General features: G+C 36.4%; 15 protein-coding genes. 9 read left to right on the plus strand and 6 right to left on the minus strand.

The genetic code is table 11. The features are described from left to right. Positions 1–69: 69 nt before the first annotated feature. The gene (gene sodC, locus GLP24_RS08210) at positions 70–579 is read right to left on the minus strand and encodes a superoxide dismutase family protein (protein WP_101767738.1); all 510 of its coding nucleotides are present in this window, start codon (positions 577–579) and stop codon (positions 70–72) included. 534 nt (positions 580–1,113) lie between these two features. Between sodC and GLP24_RS08215 the strand changes: the two genes are divergently transcribed. Both GLP24_RS08215 and GLP24_RS08220 read left to right on the plus strand, forming a co-directional pair. Further along, a complete protein-coding gene (locus tag GLP24_RS08215) occupies positions 1,114–1,440 on the plus strand; it encodes a hypothetical protein (protein ID WP_101767737.1) in 327 nt (108 codons plus the stop codon). Between the two features lie 11 nt (positions 1,441–1,451). Next, positions 1,452–1,790, plus strand: coding sequence for a hypothetical protein (locus tag GLP24_RS08220; RefSeq protein WP_232604378.1), 339 nt, complete (start codon positions 1,452–1,454; stop codon positions 1,788–1,790). 196 nt (positions 1,791–1,986) lie between these two features. On the opposite strand, the gene GLP24_RS08225 is transcribed toward GLP24_RS08220, so the two are convergent. Beyond that, complete coding sequence (locus GLP24_RS08225) at positions 1,987–2,313, minus strand: peptidylprolyl isomerase (RefSeq protein WP_101767735.1); 327 nt, start codon at positions 2,311–2,313, stop codon at positions 1,987–1,989. Between the two features lie 486 nt (positions 2,314–2,799). Between GLP24_RS08225 and GLP24_RS08230 the strand changes: the two genes are divergently transcribed. The 5 genes from GLP24_RS08230 to GLP24_RS08250 all read left to right on the plus strand — a co-directional run bounded on the left by GLP24_RS08230 (position 2,800) and on the right by GLP24_RS08250 (position 6,945). Further along, complete coding sequence (locus tag GLP24_RS08230; RefSeq protein ID WP_101767734.1) at positions 2,800–3,150, plus strand: PepSY domain-containing protein; 351 nt, start codon at positions 2,800–2,802, stop codon at positions 3,148–3,150. Continuing rightward, positions 3,147–3,806: a response regulator transcription factor gene (locus GLP24_RS08235; RefSeq protein WP_101767733.1), complete on the plus strand. Its 660-nt coding sequence runs from the start codon at positions 3,147–3,149 to the stop codon at positions 3,804–3,806. Before GLP24_RS08230 ends, GLP24_RS08235 begins: the two co-directional genes overlap by 4 nt. Next, the gene (locus GLP24_RS08240; RefSeq protein ID WP_152653500.1) at positions 3,796–5,133 is read left to right on the plus strand and encodes an ATP-binding protein; all 1,338 of its coding nucleotides are present in this window, start codon (positions 3,796–3,798) and stop codon (positions 5,131–5,133) included. Before GLP24_RS08235 ends, GLP24_RS08240 begins: the two co-directional genes overlap by 11 nt. 105 nt (positions 5,134–5,238) lie before the next feature. Next, the gene (ltaE, locus tag GLP24_RS08245; protein WP_232615846.1) at positions 5,239–6,246 is read left to right on the plus strand and encodes a low-specificity L-threonine aldolase; all 1,008 of its coding nucleotides are present in this window, start codon (positions 5,239–5,241) and stop codon (positions 6,244–6,246) included. Positions 6,247–6,462: 216 nt separating this feature from the next. Next, the gene (locus GLP24_RS08250; RefSeq protein ID WP_232612954.1) at positions 6,463–6,945 is read left to right on the plus strand and encodes a hypothetical protein; all 483 of its coding nucleotides are present in this window, start codon (positions 6,463–6,465) and stop codon (positions 6,943–6,945) included. 20 nt (positions 6,946–6,965) lie between these two features. Here GLP24_RS08250 and GLP24_RS08255 read toward each other — a convergent pair whose 3' ends face one another. Then, the gene (locus tag GLP24_RS08255; RefSeq protein WP_232615847.1) at positions 6,966–8,672 is read right to left on the minus strand and encodes an SgrR family transcriptional regulator; all 1,707 of its coding nucleotides are present in this window, start codon (positions 8,670–8,672) and stop codon (positions 6,966–6,968) included. 362 nt (positions 8,673–9,034) lie between these two features. Here GLP24_RS08255 and GLP24_RS08260 point away from each other — a divergent pair, with 362 nt between their 5' ends. Further along, entirely contained in the window at positions 9,035–9,775 is a 741-nt protein-coding gene (locus GLP24_RS08260; protein ID WP_269154977.1) for a nitroreductase family protein, read from the plus strand. A gap of 99 nt (positions 9,776–9,874) precedes the next feature. Then, positions 9,875–10,261 carry a hypothetical protein gene (locus GLP24_RS08265; RefSeq protein ID WP_232615848.1) on the plus strand — a complete coding sequence of 129 codons (387 nt, stop codon included), beginning with the start codon at positions 9,875–9,877 and terminating at the stop codon, positions 10,259–10,261. A 170-nt stretch (positions 10,262–10,431) separates the two neighbouring features. Here the strand turns inward: GLP24_RS08265 and GLP24_RS08270 are convergent, their stop codons facing one another. The 3 genes from GLP24_RS08270 to GLP24_RS08280 form a co-directional block, all read right to left on the minus strand. Further along, positions 10,432–11,277, minus strand: coding sequence for an MBL fold metallo-hydrolase (locus tag GLP24_RS08270; RefSeq protein WP_232599738.1), 846 nt, complete (start codon positions 11,275–11,277; stop codon positions 10,432–10,434). Positions 11,278–11,899: 622 nt separating this feature from the next. Further along, a complete protein-coding gene (locus tag GLP24_RS08275; protein ID WP_232599586.1) occupies positions 11,900–12,487 on the minus strand; it encodes a hypothetical protein in 588 nt (195 codons plus the stop codon). Positions 12,488–12,608: 121 nt separating this feature from the next. Beyond that, positions 12,609–13,949, minus strand: a complete 1,341-nt coding sequence (locus tag GLP24_RS08280; RefSeq protein WP_232599585.1) for a phospholipase D-like domain-containing protein — start codon at positions 13,947–13,949, stop codon at positions 12,609–12,611. Positions 13,950–13,960 lie beyond the last annotated feature (11 nt).

The raw sequence follows: 13,960 nt of genomic DNA on the forward strand, positions 1-13,960 counted from the left end.
AACCTCCTTCAAATGACAGCTACAAAAAAGCGCCGAATCATCAGCGCTTTCTTTAAAAGTCACAGTTTTTTATTTTATCACACCACAAACCATACGTGCACCACCACCGCCAAGCGGTTGAGGATGATCTGAATGATTATCACCCCCCGCATGAATCATTAATGTTCGGCCTTTTAAATCAGACAATTTTAATCGAGGCGCTAAAACTGGCTCTTCTGCATCGCCTTTAGTGTTTACATAAAGAGGCGGTAAATCCCCCAAATGATTATTATCAGTCCATGAATAACCATGCTGATCCGTTTTCATTGGATCATAATGGCCACCAGCCGCACCGCCTAAAACAGTTTTACCCATTTTTTCAGAGGAGTCACATGAAGGGTTGGTATGCACATGAAAACCATGTAATCCGGTAGGGAATCCCTTTAGATCAGGCGTAAAAACGACACCATATTTTGTTTGCTCTATCAATATAGTCCCCGTCATTGTTCCTGAATTAAGATCCATCATCTTAACCGAGAGATCCGCAGCACTTACGCTAGCCGAAGCTAAAAATAAAGCAGAAAGTAGTATTTTTTTCATTTTTACAATCCTTATATAAAGTAATTAACACCGATGAAAATATAACTCAGCAATACATCATTAATAGCTTTTTTTACTCAACAAAAATACCCACATATAATGAAAATGACATTTTTATTATAACAACAGTACTATTCATCATAAAATATAAAGAAAAACAGAGCATCGAATATTATAAAAACAGTAAACAACACTATAATAATGCCTGAAATTAAATTATTAACATTCCACTTTGGAATAAATATTTAATCACTAATTCAATATAAACCTTATAAGCATTAATGATATAATATAATAATCCTCTCCTAAAACCATCATCTTTACTTACATTCCTGTTATACAACCCATCTTATAAATAAAGTGATATCAGTCATTAAATTGATATTTACTCATTGATAAATAAAACAATTGAAATATTATATTCAACGAAAACACTAGATTTAATATTAATAACTTTTAGGTATATTATTGCTTATTTAGCATAGCTTTAATATTGATCACCGTTATACCATTCTTTTATAATTGTAGGCTTGTATGTATAGTAAGAAAAAAATATTTTTATTTTCTCTAATATCCATTACTGGATGGCTGTTTGCTTCATTCATAATGCATACTGAAATAAAAACTGATCATGAATATATTAAAGTAAAAATATCAGAAAATGCTTTCAATATAGTTTCTCAAGCATTACAAGATCAAAAAACAGATAAAGAAATCATACAACAGATGGAAATATGGTTTGACAAAGGCTGGACAGCTCAAACGGGTTCTGTCACTACCATTTGTAATAATAACAGAGCTGCTTTTAAACAAATAATGTCTGATAACACGATTACTACAATTTGTAGATTACGAATTTAGTAGGAGGAATAATGGCTAAAGGTATTATAACGACTCTATTACTTATATTATCACTCTCAGGTTGGATTAGTGGCACTTTTTTTTATTTTCAAGCGAAAGAAAATGATAAATTCCTAATGGAAAAAAGCCTTGATAATTCGTTAAATATTATATCTCAAATGTTACAAAGAAATAATAATGATGATGGTGTTATAGAACAAATTAACCTTTCAATAAATAAAGGTTGGACAGCTCATACTGGTCCATTAACTACTCTTTGTGAAAATGATCGAGACCGATTATTAACTATTGTCACGAAAATTAATGCTGAACAAATATGTGATTTAGTCCCTAAAGGAAAATACTACTAATTTCGATAATTATTATGATTTCTATTAATGATGTTATTTCTTGTCGGTCTATTCTTATCTTTAATTGAAGACACAAAGCAATTAACTTTTGATAGCACAAGAAAAATCGTATAAACAAGATATACCAAAAAATGACGCTGCATAATTAATCAATAACAAAAAGGGAAGATACGTAACCTTCCCTTTTTAAAATTACTTACATCACAAATAAAACTTTGATTATATGCCAACCAAATTTTGTCTTTACTGGCTCAGGAATCAAACCACGCAAGTTAGTATTTTTCATCTTTAATGCATCACTGGTACTAATAGCCTTACCAGAAAAGACAGCTTTATCAAATTGGGCAACCATAGCTCCTTTGCGGAACTCACCTAAATCACCACCTTTTTTACCTGATGGGCAAGTAGAGTGTTTTTTAGCGAGATCTTGAAATTTCGCTCCAGCTTTTAATTGCTTAATAATGTCATCAGCTAATTCTTTATGCTTAACCAAAATGTGTAGTGCGTGTGCGCTAGAAGCCATCGTAAATATCCAAAATTACAAATATAATGCCGCTATTATACATGAAAGGGTTTTAAGCATTCATTAATCAGTTGTCTATTAACAACGTTCTTCTTTCTTATCAAATTTAGATGAGTATATTTTCATCAATTGTGCTTCCACAGCCCTACGAACATAAAGTATTTCATCGCCATTCTTGCAAAATACACACCCAATGTATTACGAGAAATAATAAAAGTAGATCAGTTAAGTAACTCAATAATGTTCGGAAATATACGGCTATGATGGACTAGACTAGAATCTATCTTTGACGGGTAATTGTTTTACAATAATATGAAGGTATTACTGATGTGTTGATTATCGTATTTGTTGGCATAAAACGCCAAAGTCTCACGTTATGTTATAACATTAAAAAATGAAAAAATTTAAAGGCTTACAAATCGAATAATCTATTTATAATAGTGTTATTCACTTTCCATTCATGGCGACTTGGTTACAGTTATAAATATGAAAAAACATTACAAATATTTATATCTAATCGGATTTATCAGTATTTTTAGCTGTCGGGTTTTCGCAACACCCAATACTGATATCGATGAACATCACGACAATGTCATGGATGCAGTGGCTCTAGGACTTATTCAACCTTTTTCTGCTCTACAACATAAAGTCCAGCAGCAACTATTAGCTCGTATTATTCGCGTTGAATTAGACAAAAATGATAATGAATGGATATACGAATTAAAACTAATTGATGCTAACAATAATATAATAAAAGTCGAGTATGAAGCCCGTACTCTTAAAATGATAGAAATAAAAGGACGCCATCTTGAAAGTGTCCTTAAGGTTCCAAAATGAAAATTTTAGTTGTTGAAGATGATGTAACATTAGGCGAGCAAGTTGTCGCAGGTTTAGAACAAAATGGTTGGGTTGCAGAACACTCCATCGATGGTATTGATGCACTTTATCGCGCAACATCAGAACCATGGGATGCCATTGTACTTGATTTAGGCTTACCTAAACTGGATGGTATTACTGTTCTAAAAGGTATCCGTGAAGAAAACGTTAACTGCCCAGTGGTGATCCTAAGCGCCCGTAATGAGCTAACACAACGTGTCGATGGCTTAAATGCGGGTGCTGATGATTATCTCACCAAGCCATTTCAAATGGTCGAGTTAGTTGCACGAGTGCGCGCCCAATTACGTCGAGCGACTGGTAATGTTTCACCCGTTATTCAAGCCGGTGATTTAAGTTTAGATACTCGAACCTCAAAAGTAACATGGCAAGATAATGTCGTTGATTTAACCGCGCTTGAATTTAAAGTGCTGTCATACTTAATGCATAACACTGATAAAGTTATTTCTCGTACTGAGCTTGTTGAACATATTTATAAGCAAGATTTCGACCGTGATTCAAATACTATTGAAGTGTTTATTGGTCGTATTCGTCGTAAAATTGGCAATGATGTCATCAAGACAGTACGTGGTCTTGGATATCGTATCAATGCTAATTAATCCACCTAAAAATCGTCAACCCAGTATTCGTAACCGACTGCTCATTGCTGCAGCAGTCTGGTTATTGGCGATTACATTATCAGCGGGCTATGTTGTCCCAAGTTTCATCAAAACCTATTTAATCGAACAAGAAAAATCACAGTTATATCTTTATATGGATCAAATTACAGCCCAAGTAGATATTGATAAACATGGTCAACTGTTTGTTGATGGTCGCCTATCAAATCCTCGCTTTAATTTTCCATACAGCGGCTTATATTGGTCATTAAAACTCAATCACCAAGTATTACGTTCGCGTTCGTTATGGGATACCACCATCAAAGGTAATGCCCAAAAAGGATTTGAAGGTCCCAATAATCAATCTTTAATTGTGGTGAAACGTAAATTCAGCTTGCCTGACAGTGACTACCCTATCGAATTATCAGTCGCGGTCAATCAAGATAAGCTACTGAAGACATTGCAACAATTAACCCATGGTTTATGGGGTATTCTTATTATCATGGCGATTGGTATTTTAGTACTAACCACCTTACAAGTAAGCTGGTCATTGTGGCCTTTACGTAAACTTCGCAAGAATCTTATTGAAGTTCGTGAAGGACATTCAACCGAACTCACAGGGCTTTATCCTGTTGAAATTCAGCCTGTTATTGATGATTTGAATGCACTATTATTTCACTATCAAGAGCTGCTATTACGCGCAAGAAACCACTCTGGCAATTTATCACACGCGTTAAAAACTCCGATTGCGATTTTAAATAATGAAGTATCGTTATTAGATCCAGCCACACAGGCAAAACTTGCTCCTGCGCTACAGCAGTTGCAACAACATATTGATTACCATTTAGGTCGAGCACGTATGGCGGGAGCCATGAATATTCTTGCCACAAAAACAGCATTGTCACACCGTATTGATGCCATCTCATTAGCGATGGATAAAGTTTATGCGCACCGAGAAGTCATATTAGTAAATGAACTCGATAGTGATGTGGTGATTGCGGTTGAAAAGCGTGACTTAGATGAAATGATCGGTAACTTAATCGAAAATAGCTATAAATGGGCCAATAGTTTAATTCGTGTGTATCAAGAATCGATTGTAGATGGTCATATTGTATTAGTGATTGAAGATGATGGACCAGGTATTGCACATGAAAAATGCAAGCAAGTACTAAAACGTGGTGTGCGGTTAGATGAAAACACCCCTGGTACAGGGCTTGGTCTTAATATCGTTAATGAGCTAGTACATAGTTACCGTGGTGACTTAGTCTTAACAAGCAGCGCTCTTGGTGGCTTAAAAGCGATGTTATATCTACCGATTCCTCGTAAATAAAGCTTAGCGGTTAATAACTGACTATAAAATAACGATTGCTATAGATCATTCAAATCGCGCAGTGATATATTAAAAAAAAACACGACAAAGGAAGATTAAAAATAAATGATAGATTTCCGCTCAGATACAGTCACTCGCCCATCAGACAAAATGCGTCAAGTAATGGCAGCAGCCCTTGTCGGTGATGATGTTTATGGCGATGACACAACCGTTAATGATTTAGAGTTGTGGGCCGCAGAACGTCATGGTTTTGAAGCGGCTATTTATTGCACATCAGGCACCCAAGCAAACTTACTGGCATTGATGGCGCATTGTGAACGTGGTGATGAATACCTTTGTGGTCAACAAGCACATAACTATAAGTTTGAAGGCGGCGGCGCGGCAATATTAGGCTCAATTCAGCCACAACCATTAGAAAATGATGCCGATGGTAGTATTCCATTTTCAAAACTAACTGCTGCAATTAAACCATTAGATCCACACTTTGCACGTACGAAACTGCTTAGTCTTGAAAACACCATTAATGGTAAAGTATTGCCACTAGAATACATTCAGCAAGCGCGTGAGTTTGTTAATCAATACGGCTTACAAATGCACCTTGATGGCGCGCGCGTTTATAATGCAGCGGTTGCCATGAACGTAGATATTACTGAAATTGTAAAATACTTTGATTCATTTACGATTTGTTTATCTAAAGGCTTAGGCGCACCTGTTGGCTCTTTATTACTAGGTGATAAAACCTTAATTGCCAAAGCTCGCCGCTGGCGTAAAGTACTGGGTGGTGGTATGCGCCAAGCGGGTATTATTGCCGCGGCGGGTAAATTAGCATTAACTGAAAATGTTGAGCGTCTTGCTGACGATCACCATAACGCACGTTACTTAGCTGAGCAGTTAAATACGGTTGACGGTTTTAGCGTAAACCTACAACATATCCAAACCAATATGGCGTTTGCGAAGGTTGATCAACACATTGATCAAACCCAATTAATCGCAACCCTAAAACAGCAAGATATCTTAATCAGTGGCGGCAACCCAATGCGTTTCGTCACTCATCTTGATATCACAACAGCCGATATTGACACCTTTATTGCAGCACTAAAAAGCGCATTGTAATAGCCTGTTAATCCGCTGACAAAAACGAATAGCCCATACACGCATAAGTGGATATGGGCTTTATTTAAATGTTAGAAATACGTCACATCCAAGCAAAAAAAACACCAAAATCACCCCTCTTGTTTACGATCCTAAACTACGCTTATAACTAGTATCAATAATAGATAAAAACACCATATAAGCTGATGCTTCAAGTTACTAGACAAGGATAAATATATGGATGATTTACAGTTATGGATCGCCACCATAAAGACATGGTACCGTGAAGATAATCCTCACAATATTGAGCCTCTTATCGCGATCATTAGCGCCACGCCAGCGCGTTTATTTACCGCGCCAGATCTAAACCCAAATAAACAAAATAATCATAACTATGAAGAAGCATTGGCTTATTGGCTTGATGGGTGTCAAAAAATCAGCCAGTTTCATCGCCAACAACAACCAGAGCTCGCCTTTACTTATCTCCAATTACCTTATGCCAAGTTACAAGCACTTATCTGTGACCCACAACAAGGTGCAACCACAAAACGCTGGGGCTTAAAAAAGCTCGATAGCATCATTATTAAGTTATTAGAATTTTGCCAATATCAGCAACCGCAACACTGGCAATCGCAACACTGGCAACAACAACGTCGTGATTTGATCGATCTGCATGTTATTTTTATGGCGGCACAACAACATCTTAACCTTAGATATTAGTACCATGACAACTATAATAACTACGATGACTGAGGCTTACTCCATACCGATTTAAAATCAAACCACCCGAGTAAGTTCGACTCCATTCCTTGCAGTTGTACGTTATCATCAACGCCTAACCAGTTATGGAAGAGCGGAATAATTTGCCCTGTTTGCGATAATGTTTCACCAATAATATCACCGGGAAACTTGGCAGTTGACGTTGAGCGCCATTCACTGATCACTTGCTGTAATTGCTTAAATTCATCACTCGGCATTACGCGCTGAATATGATTGAAATTATGCAACCACGCCAGAATAGCATCACTCCGATTGCTTCCCAAACTCATGCCATTTAGCCAGATATCAATCTTTTCAGCGTGCTTTCCTAGAACGATATCTTCATAGCTTAATTCCATTATATTTAGCCGAATACCATCTTTCATCAGGATTTTTTCAATCAAAGAGGCAACATACGGATAAATAGGATGTTCATGTTGGTAAGCCAATGTCACTATTCTTTTATGCGGCATAACAACAGGTTCAGGCACTTGTTGAGTATGGATCCAACCAGGTAATAACCCATAAGCATTAAATAACTTAAAATCCCCCACCTGTGTTAAATCCATCTCACGCATCACATTTAAGCTATATAACCGTGATTGAAAATAACATAGCCATTGTGGATCTTGCGCTAAACCAGAAATACGATTCAACAATAAGAAGGTACAGCCTTGATCCATGGATAAGCGCGATGAAATATGAACATGTTGCTCAAGTTTATCCTCCAAGGTCGGTTGTAAATAACACGCAGCAAAGTGGTTTAATATCCACACCTCAACCACATCACTTAACGCTCTAAAACCAAAGTAATGCTCAAAGGCTTCAAGTTTAAACCGTTGTTTATCATTAACTGCCACTTTATAAGGACCAGTGCCTATCGGGAAAGTATTATAATCAGAGATCAAAGCATGATTGGCAGGCTGGATCATAGCGCAAGTATTGGCTAATAAATCAGGAAAACGATAATCATCTTGAGATAAATGAAAATCAATAATATTAATAAACGGCGACAGCACGTTATCGATATGTGCAAATAAAGCTAGCTGCTTCACTTCTGAAAACGTCGCAAAAATATCATTACTATCAAGCAATCGACCATCATGAAATCGAATTGCTGGCCGTAAATAAAAGCGCCAATGACGTGGTGTTATCGCCTCCCAAGCATGAGCAATATCGCCAATAACCGTTTCTTGTTCCCCTTTTTCCTCTTTTAGCTGCGTTAGACCACTAAAAATTTGCCTTACAAGATGTTGTTCAGAACGACGTAATGGCTTTAGCGGTGTAATATTTTCAAAGCTACGATAATAAGGTAAACGGACAATTTGCTTGCCTTGATGATGTGAAATACCCAATTGTTCTTGAATCAACTGTACCAATTTTTCAGCATTATTATCCAAGGCCACCAAAGCGGGTTCTAACTTGCCATCAGCCACTAACTTACGGGCATGGTGAAGTTGTAACTCACTGTCTGTATTATTAAAAATAAGTCGCGACTGTTTACCTCGGCCAACAGCGGGTTGCCAGTCAACCCAACCTTTCTCGACCATCTTATTGATCACCATTCGCACGTTACGGCGCGTACAAAACAGAACTTCAGAGATATCTTGCAGGTTAGTCTCAGTGCAATCACCACCAAAGTGATTGTACAGACGTTGAAATTGCAATTTAAGACGTTGACCACTCATAAAAAGGGGAACCTTATTTATCGATTTATGCACTTTTAACTTTTCTACTTTAACTTAAAATAGAACATGTCAAAACAAAAACGTATCATCACAGAGCAAAATTACGCATGTTAACTCTGTGGCGTTTAATGTACTGACAAGGTTAATGAACATTGTCTGCAATATGTTCCCCCAAACCGTTGCGACTCCTGAGTGATCATTAATAACACTGGTTGATATAAGCGTTTTATTATATCAGCCAGTCTTTCCTCTTTTCTTACATCAAACTCTGTCATGCGACACAAACATAACGACAGAAGTTGCTTATTGAATCGAATATAGGTAAAAACATAACCCTCTATTCCTTAAAACCCATTATCATCATGCCTGAATCTATTTCTCAACCTTACGATTTTTCCTCTTTAGTTCACAGTCGCCGTTCGGTACGTAAATATGATTTAACGGCCGAGTTTAATCATCAAGCAGTTGCTCGCGCATTAGAATTAGCCACCCTTTCACCTAACAGTTCCAATATGCAACTATGGCAGTTCCACCGCGTGATTAATGATGATAAACGCCAGCAATTAGCCACACTTTGTATGGGGCAAAATGCAGCTAAGACCGCCAATGAATTAGTCGCATTTGTGATCACACCTGACAAATGGCAACAGCGTACACGCATTAATGCTGCCCACATTCGAGAAATGTTTAAAGACCGTGATGATAAAGCCTCTAAACGCGCTCTTAAATATTACGAAAAACTGATCCCGCTTGTGTATCGTAATGACCGATTTGGTCTTTTGGGCTTAGGTCGTCGCTTAATCTGCGCCTTTTTAGGTAGAAACAAGCCAATGATGCGTGAAGTGAGTAAAGCAGATTTACGGGTTTGTTTGCACAAAAGCAGTTCACTGGCAGCAATGACATTTATGATGGCAATGCGTGCAGAAGGCTATGACACGTGCCCAATGGAAGGATTTGACTCTAAACGCGCGAAAGCTTTACTTGGTCTTAAAAACAGTGATGAAATTACCATGATTGTTAGCTGTGGCAAGCGCACAGATGAAGGTATTTATGGCGAGCGTCAACGGGTTGATAATCAAGAGATCATCATTACGCATGCTTGATAGTTTGACTCATCGAATACACAAGCAATAAAATACAAAAGCGCATGGCATTAATGTTCTGTTATATGCGCTATCCCTTGGTTAGTAAGAGTAATTCAAATGTCTAATATCATTCAACTTTCTATGTTCAGTCAGAATAGAAAGACGAACACTCCCCCACAAGCCAAATCATCAAGCCCTAAAGCATTGAGGGAACAGGCTGTATTAAAACAACAGAATCATTGTTATTTTTGTGGCACACGTAAAGAAACTAAAGATCTTAGCTGGCTTAATCAGGTTGGTTTTAAACAAAAAACGCATGTTGTCTGTGGCAGCTGTAGTTCTGATGCTAAATCGCGCACAATGGATGAACTTCGAATAATTCTGGCATTAAAAGCAATGGATTTTAGAACCATTAAGATTCAGCAATATCTTGAGTTAAGAGAGAAAGGCATTCATATAGATGGCGTTCGTGATTACAAATTCCACTTTGAAACTATTGAGTGATGATAAGCTAGAAAGACGCTAACAAAAATAATGGCATTAATGCGTAGTAATTAAAAAATATAATTATAAATCAACAAATTAAACTGATGGGTTCACGCCAAGGATGACGCTCGATATGAACAGGTATCAACTACGCGACACATGTTGTTATCTGTTAAGCATTTCTAACGTTAGATAGTAAGACTACGACCGGTTGGAAAGTATTCTAAGCGATCACCAAGCACGCCTTTCAAAATATGATAGGCTTTCATTCCGGTACAGTGACCTGTATACAACTTATCTATTGGATAATTTAAGATAGATTCACCAATTTCTTCTATCTGCTTTTTAGTTCCACCAATACTATTAAATAATGGTAATCCGACCAAGTGAAAGCCACCAACAACCGCTTTGATTTTTGTATTTGGAAAATGACTAATTGCAGTATCTATCATATTTAGAACACCACTGTGAGCACAGCTAGTAAACACGATAAGCCCGTCATTTTCTTTAACCACAAGTAATAATTCATGATCAAAGTTATCAGGTTTATAGCATCCATCAGATTCAGTAAAAAGGTATTTATTACCTTCTGGTTTAGCATATTTATTACTTAAATCAGTGATAACAAAAATATTAGATGAAATTTCAGTCATTTGATTAACAAAGGTTAGTCGGCTAGCACCTTTGACCAATAACTGTTTATTTATACCAATATTGCTTTTAAAGCCAAATGTTTTAAACAAATAATTGGTTTCTTCACATTCACGAAAATAGACCTGAGCTTTCGAGTTACGATCTAAAAAGTGACTAACTCCGTTGCAATGATCATGATGACGATGTGAAATAATAGCTGCGTCTACATTGTTAATATCAACATTCAATAATGCTGCATTATCACAAAAAGCTTCACTGCTTCCGGCATCAAATAATATACTTTTCCCCATAGCGCTTGCGTGAATAGATAGCCCTCTTTCTATCGCTAGGTCTGTTCGATTATTCAATCTTGTATTATCAATTAAAGATGTCAATATCATAAAAGAATTACCTATCAATATAAATTTGAGCCTTAGCTCTTAACGCCTGCATACGTTTACTACCATGCAACTATACTTAATATTGACGCCTTAAAACGAGAAACACTCAGCAAACTGATATTACCAAGCGTAGTAAATCGGGTTGATACATTTGTTGAACGAACAACACATTACCCACCTAACTCTACAAGATAAACGTCCTGCCACTATTGATGGTTATAATCGTACATTTTGACGTGATTGAAAATAATGATCGTTGATTTATGCGTTATGGTAAAGAATAACGCTGGTTATTATTCGTCATCTCGGAAGTTGAGGAACGAAGCTATCCGTGATCTATTCATCACGTAATCGAGCCTAAAAGACACCAACAAAAATAGCAAAAATAGCAAAAATAGCAAAAATAATGGCATTAATGCGTAATAATTAAAGAGGATCTAATTATAAATCAATGAATTAAATTGATTGGTTCACGCCAAGGATGACGCTCGGCATCACCCTTCATGATATTTTCAATATTTACTTATATAAAGTGGCTTGGGCTTGTCCAACACTTCGAATAGGTGTCGGCTGCGCGATACATGTGCTTATTTGTTAGACAACTTGCCGCTACGAATGAAGATCACTGTCGAACATTTACAATCCGGTCTATACCTGTGCTGTATTTTATAAAGCCACCTTCACCGAAGTTTTCTTTTGTTTTTGAATCAATACTATTGCTCTGCATCGTAGAAAGGAATCGGACCAAATATAGTCCAGATGTACTTGCTTCATAAGCATAAGAAATATCATATTTTTCATGGGGTCCAATATCAATATAAGGCAATGTGATTTTGTTTTGTCCTTGATACCTAGAGTGACCCAGATACACAGGTTCGTCGTAAACAACTTGTCCATCTTTAAATTTCATTTTTGTAACTAAAATAGAATTTTTATCAAGTGAAATACGAACATCTTCATTTCCTATATTTTCTAGAGTAATTTCCATAGCTAAAACAACACCGCTCTTTGTCATAAACTGCTTAACAGTCATCTCCGTCAGGACACTAGACATTAAACTCGTTTTTTGTTGAAGCTCAATAACCTGAAGCTCAGCGATGCTTTGTTCCCGTTTAACCCAAGTACCATACACCGCCCAAGCAGCAACACAGATGGCTGCGAGAATTGAGAATACTTCTTTCGCTATGGTAACTTTTTCAACAATCTTCATTTTGCCACCTTGGTTGCCTAACGCCGCATTAAGCGGACTAAAATTGTGGGTTATACTGTGTAGCGAAGCGGAACGTAACCCACTGTTTTAGTTCCGTTTAAATGCCTTGTTAGCTACTCTATTACGTATTCAATGAATCGAGTAAAATAACGTGACTATATTCCTCAGAGCTTATTGTGCCATTCCCAAGAAAAGCACTAAACTTTTTCTCAGAATCGAATAACAGAGAATGGCTTCTAGTTTTAAGTTGTAGGTCTTCTTTTATACCTAGTGGCTTTAAAAAAGCGTCATTAAACTTATCAAAGTCTGCAAATATATTAAAATGCATAACTTCCATTGATTTCCCTTTTACTAAATTGGCTGAGCCACTAAATACTTCACATCGCTCTCGACTGATACCACAATATATTTTGGCATGAAAGTCATTTGTTTGTTTAAGCTCTGACAACAAGTCTGAACCAAGCTCAAATTCACTGAGTGTTTCATAAGGAATATTGTTCTCTTTTAAATATGCTTTTCTAAAACTCAAGAACTGACCATATTTTAGTAAAATCTTTGATTTTTTGTGATCTAATCTATTTATTAACTCTAGCCAAGTATCCATTAATTCTGCGGATTTTAACCACTGATGACCAACGAATGGGGTTATAATATAAACTTTCTCAAATAAGAGTGTCCACCTTGGTATTAATTTATATAACCAAGATACAGAATTGTTCTTAGAGTAAACACCTGACGTAATTCGGTTATCAACATCACTAGCCCCCAAAATGTTACAAATTGAAAAATCTCCAATTTCAACATTTACAGTTTCGGCATACTTTTTAAAAAAGAAGCTTTTACATTCATTACCACAGGAACATTTAAAGCCCAACTTGACTATTATATGCTCTGGACTTTGACCTCTAGAATTTTTCAATGACCAGTTTACATAGTTGTAATATTCCTTTTGGAATAGATCAAATTTCTCTTCGAATACTCCAAGAGATAATCGTTCAAGGTTTTCACCACATTGATTACAGACGTAGAGAGGATAATCATCATAAATGTAATTAAGGTAATATTGTTTTAGTTTATTATCACCTTCCACACTAGTTGTAGTATTTAATAAGTTTTTATATAACTCTTCTTTGCCTGTTTCGTCATTATTGAAATAATAATCTGTTTTAGTAGCACCATTACTAAATTCTGAAAATTCTGGATTGATTACATCTACTGCGAAATTTTTATTACACTTAGAACATTCCCCAATCATCACACCATCTTCATCGAATGCAGGAACTGTAATACCATTATCTAAAGCACATGATTTTGTAAATGCTTCAGAGATAGTTACAACACTGCTACAATTAGGGCATTTTGTGTTTTTTTCAAAAACCTGCTCGTTTGATTCTATTAACAAACGTTTATTCATTCTTAAAAATTCAGGGGGAAGTTGAAGCTTTCCGTTTTGAACAATCATAGTGAACTCTC

The organism is Photobacterium carnosum (assembly GCF_021236965.1).
GTDB classification, from domain to species: Bacteria; Pseudomonadota; Gammaproteobacteria; order Enterobacterales; family Vibrionaceae; genus Photobacterium; species Photobacterium carnosum.

Coding starts and splice junctions, on each gene's coding strand:
- sodC (WP_101767738.1), bottom strand. CDS start 579: ATGAAAAAAATACTACTTTCTGCTTTATTTTTAGCTTCGGCTAGCGTA.
- GLP24_RS08215 (WP_101767737.1), top strand. CDS start 1,114: ATGTATAGTAAGAAAAAAATATTTTTATTTTCTCTAATATCCATTACT.
- GLP24_RS08220 (WP_232604378.1), top strand. CDS start 1,452: ATGGCTAAAGGTATTATAACGACTCTATTACTTATATTATCACTCTCA.
- GLP24_RS08225 (WP_101767735.1), bottom strand. CDS start 2,313: ATGGCTTCTAGCGCACACGCACTACACATTTTGGTTAAGCATAAAGAA.
- GLP24_RS08230 (WP_101767734.1), top strand. CDS start 2,800: ATGAAAAAACATTACAAATATTTATATCTAATCGGATTTATCAGTATT.
- GLP24_RS08235 (WP_101767733.1), top strand. CDS start 3,147: ATGAAAATTTTAGTTGTTGAAGATGATGTAACATTAGGCGAGCAAGTT.
- GLP24_RS08240 (WP_152653500.1), top strand. CDS start 3,796: ATGCTAATTAATCCACCTAAAAATCGTCAACCCAGTATTCGTAACCGA.
- ltaE (WP_232615846.1), top strand. CDS start 5,239: ATGATAGATTTCCGCTCAGATACAGTCACTCGCCCATCAGACAAAATG.
- GLP24_RS08250 (WP_232612954.1), top strand. CDS start 6,463: ATGGATGATTTACAGTTATGGATCGCCACCATAAAGACATGGTACCGT.
- GLP24_RS08255 (WP_232615847.1), bottom strand. CDS start 8,672: ATGAGTGGTCAACGTCTTAAATTGCAATTTCAACGTCTGTACAATCAC.
- GLP24_RS08260 (WP_269154977.1), top strand. CDS start 9,035: ATGCCTGAATCTATTTCTCAACCTTACGATTTTTCCTCTTTAGTTCAC.
- GLP24_RS08265 (WP_232615848.1), top strand. CDS start 9,875: ATGTCTAATATCATTCAACTTTCTATGTTCAGTCAGAATAGAAAGACG.
- GLP24_RS08270 (WP_232599738.1), bottom strand. CDS start 11,277: ATGATATTGACATCTTTAATTGATAATACAAGATTGAATAATCGAACA.
- GLP24_RS08275 (WP_232599586.1), bottom strand. CDS start 12,487: ATGAAGATTGTTGAAAAAGTTACCATAGCGAAAGAAGTATTCTCAATT.
- GLP24_RS08280 (WP_232599585.1), bottom strand. CDS start 13,949: ATGATTGTTCAAAACGGAAAGCTTCAACTTCCCCCTGAATTTTTAAGA.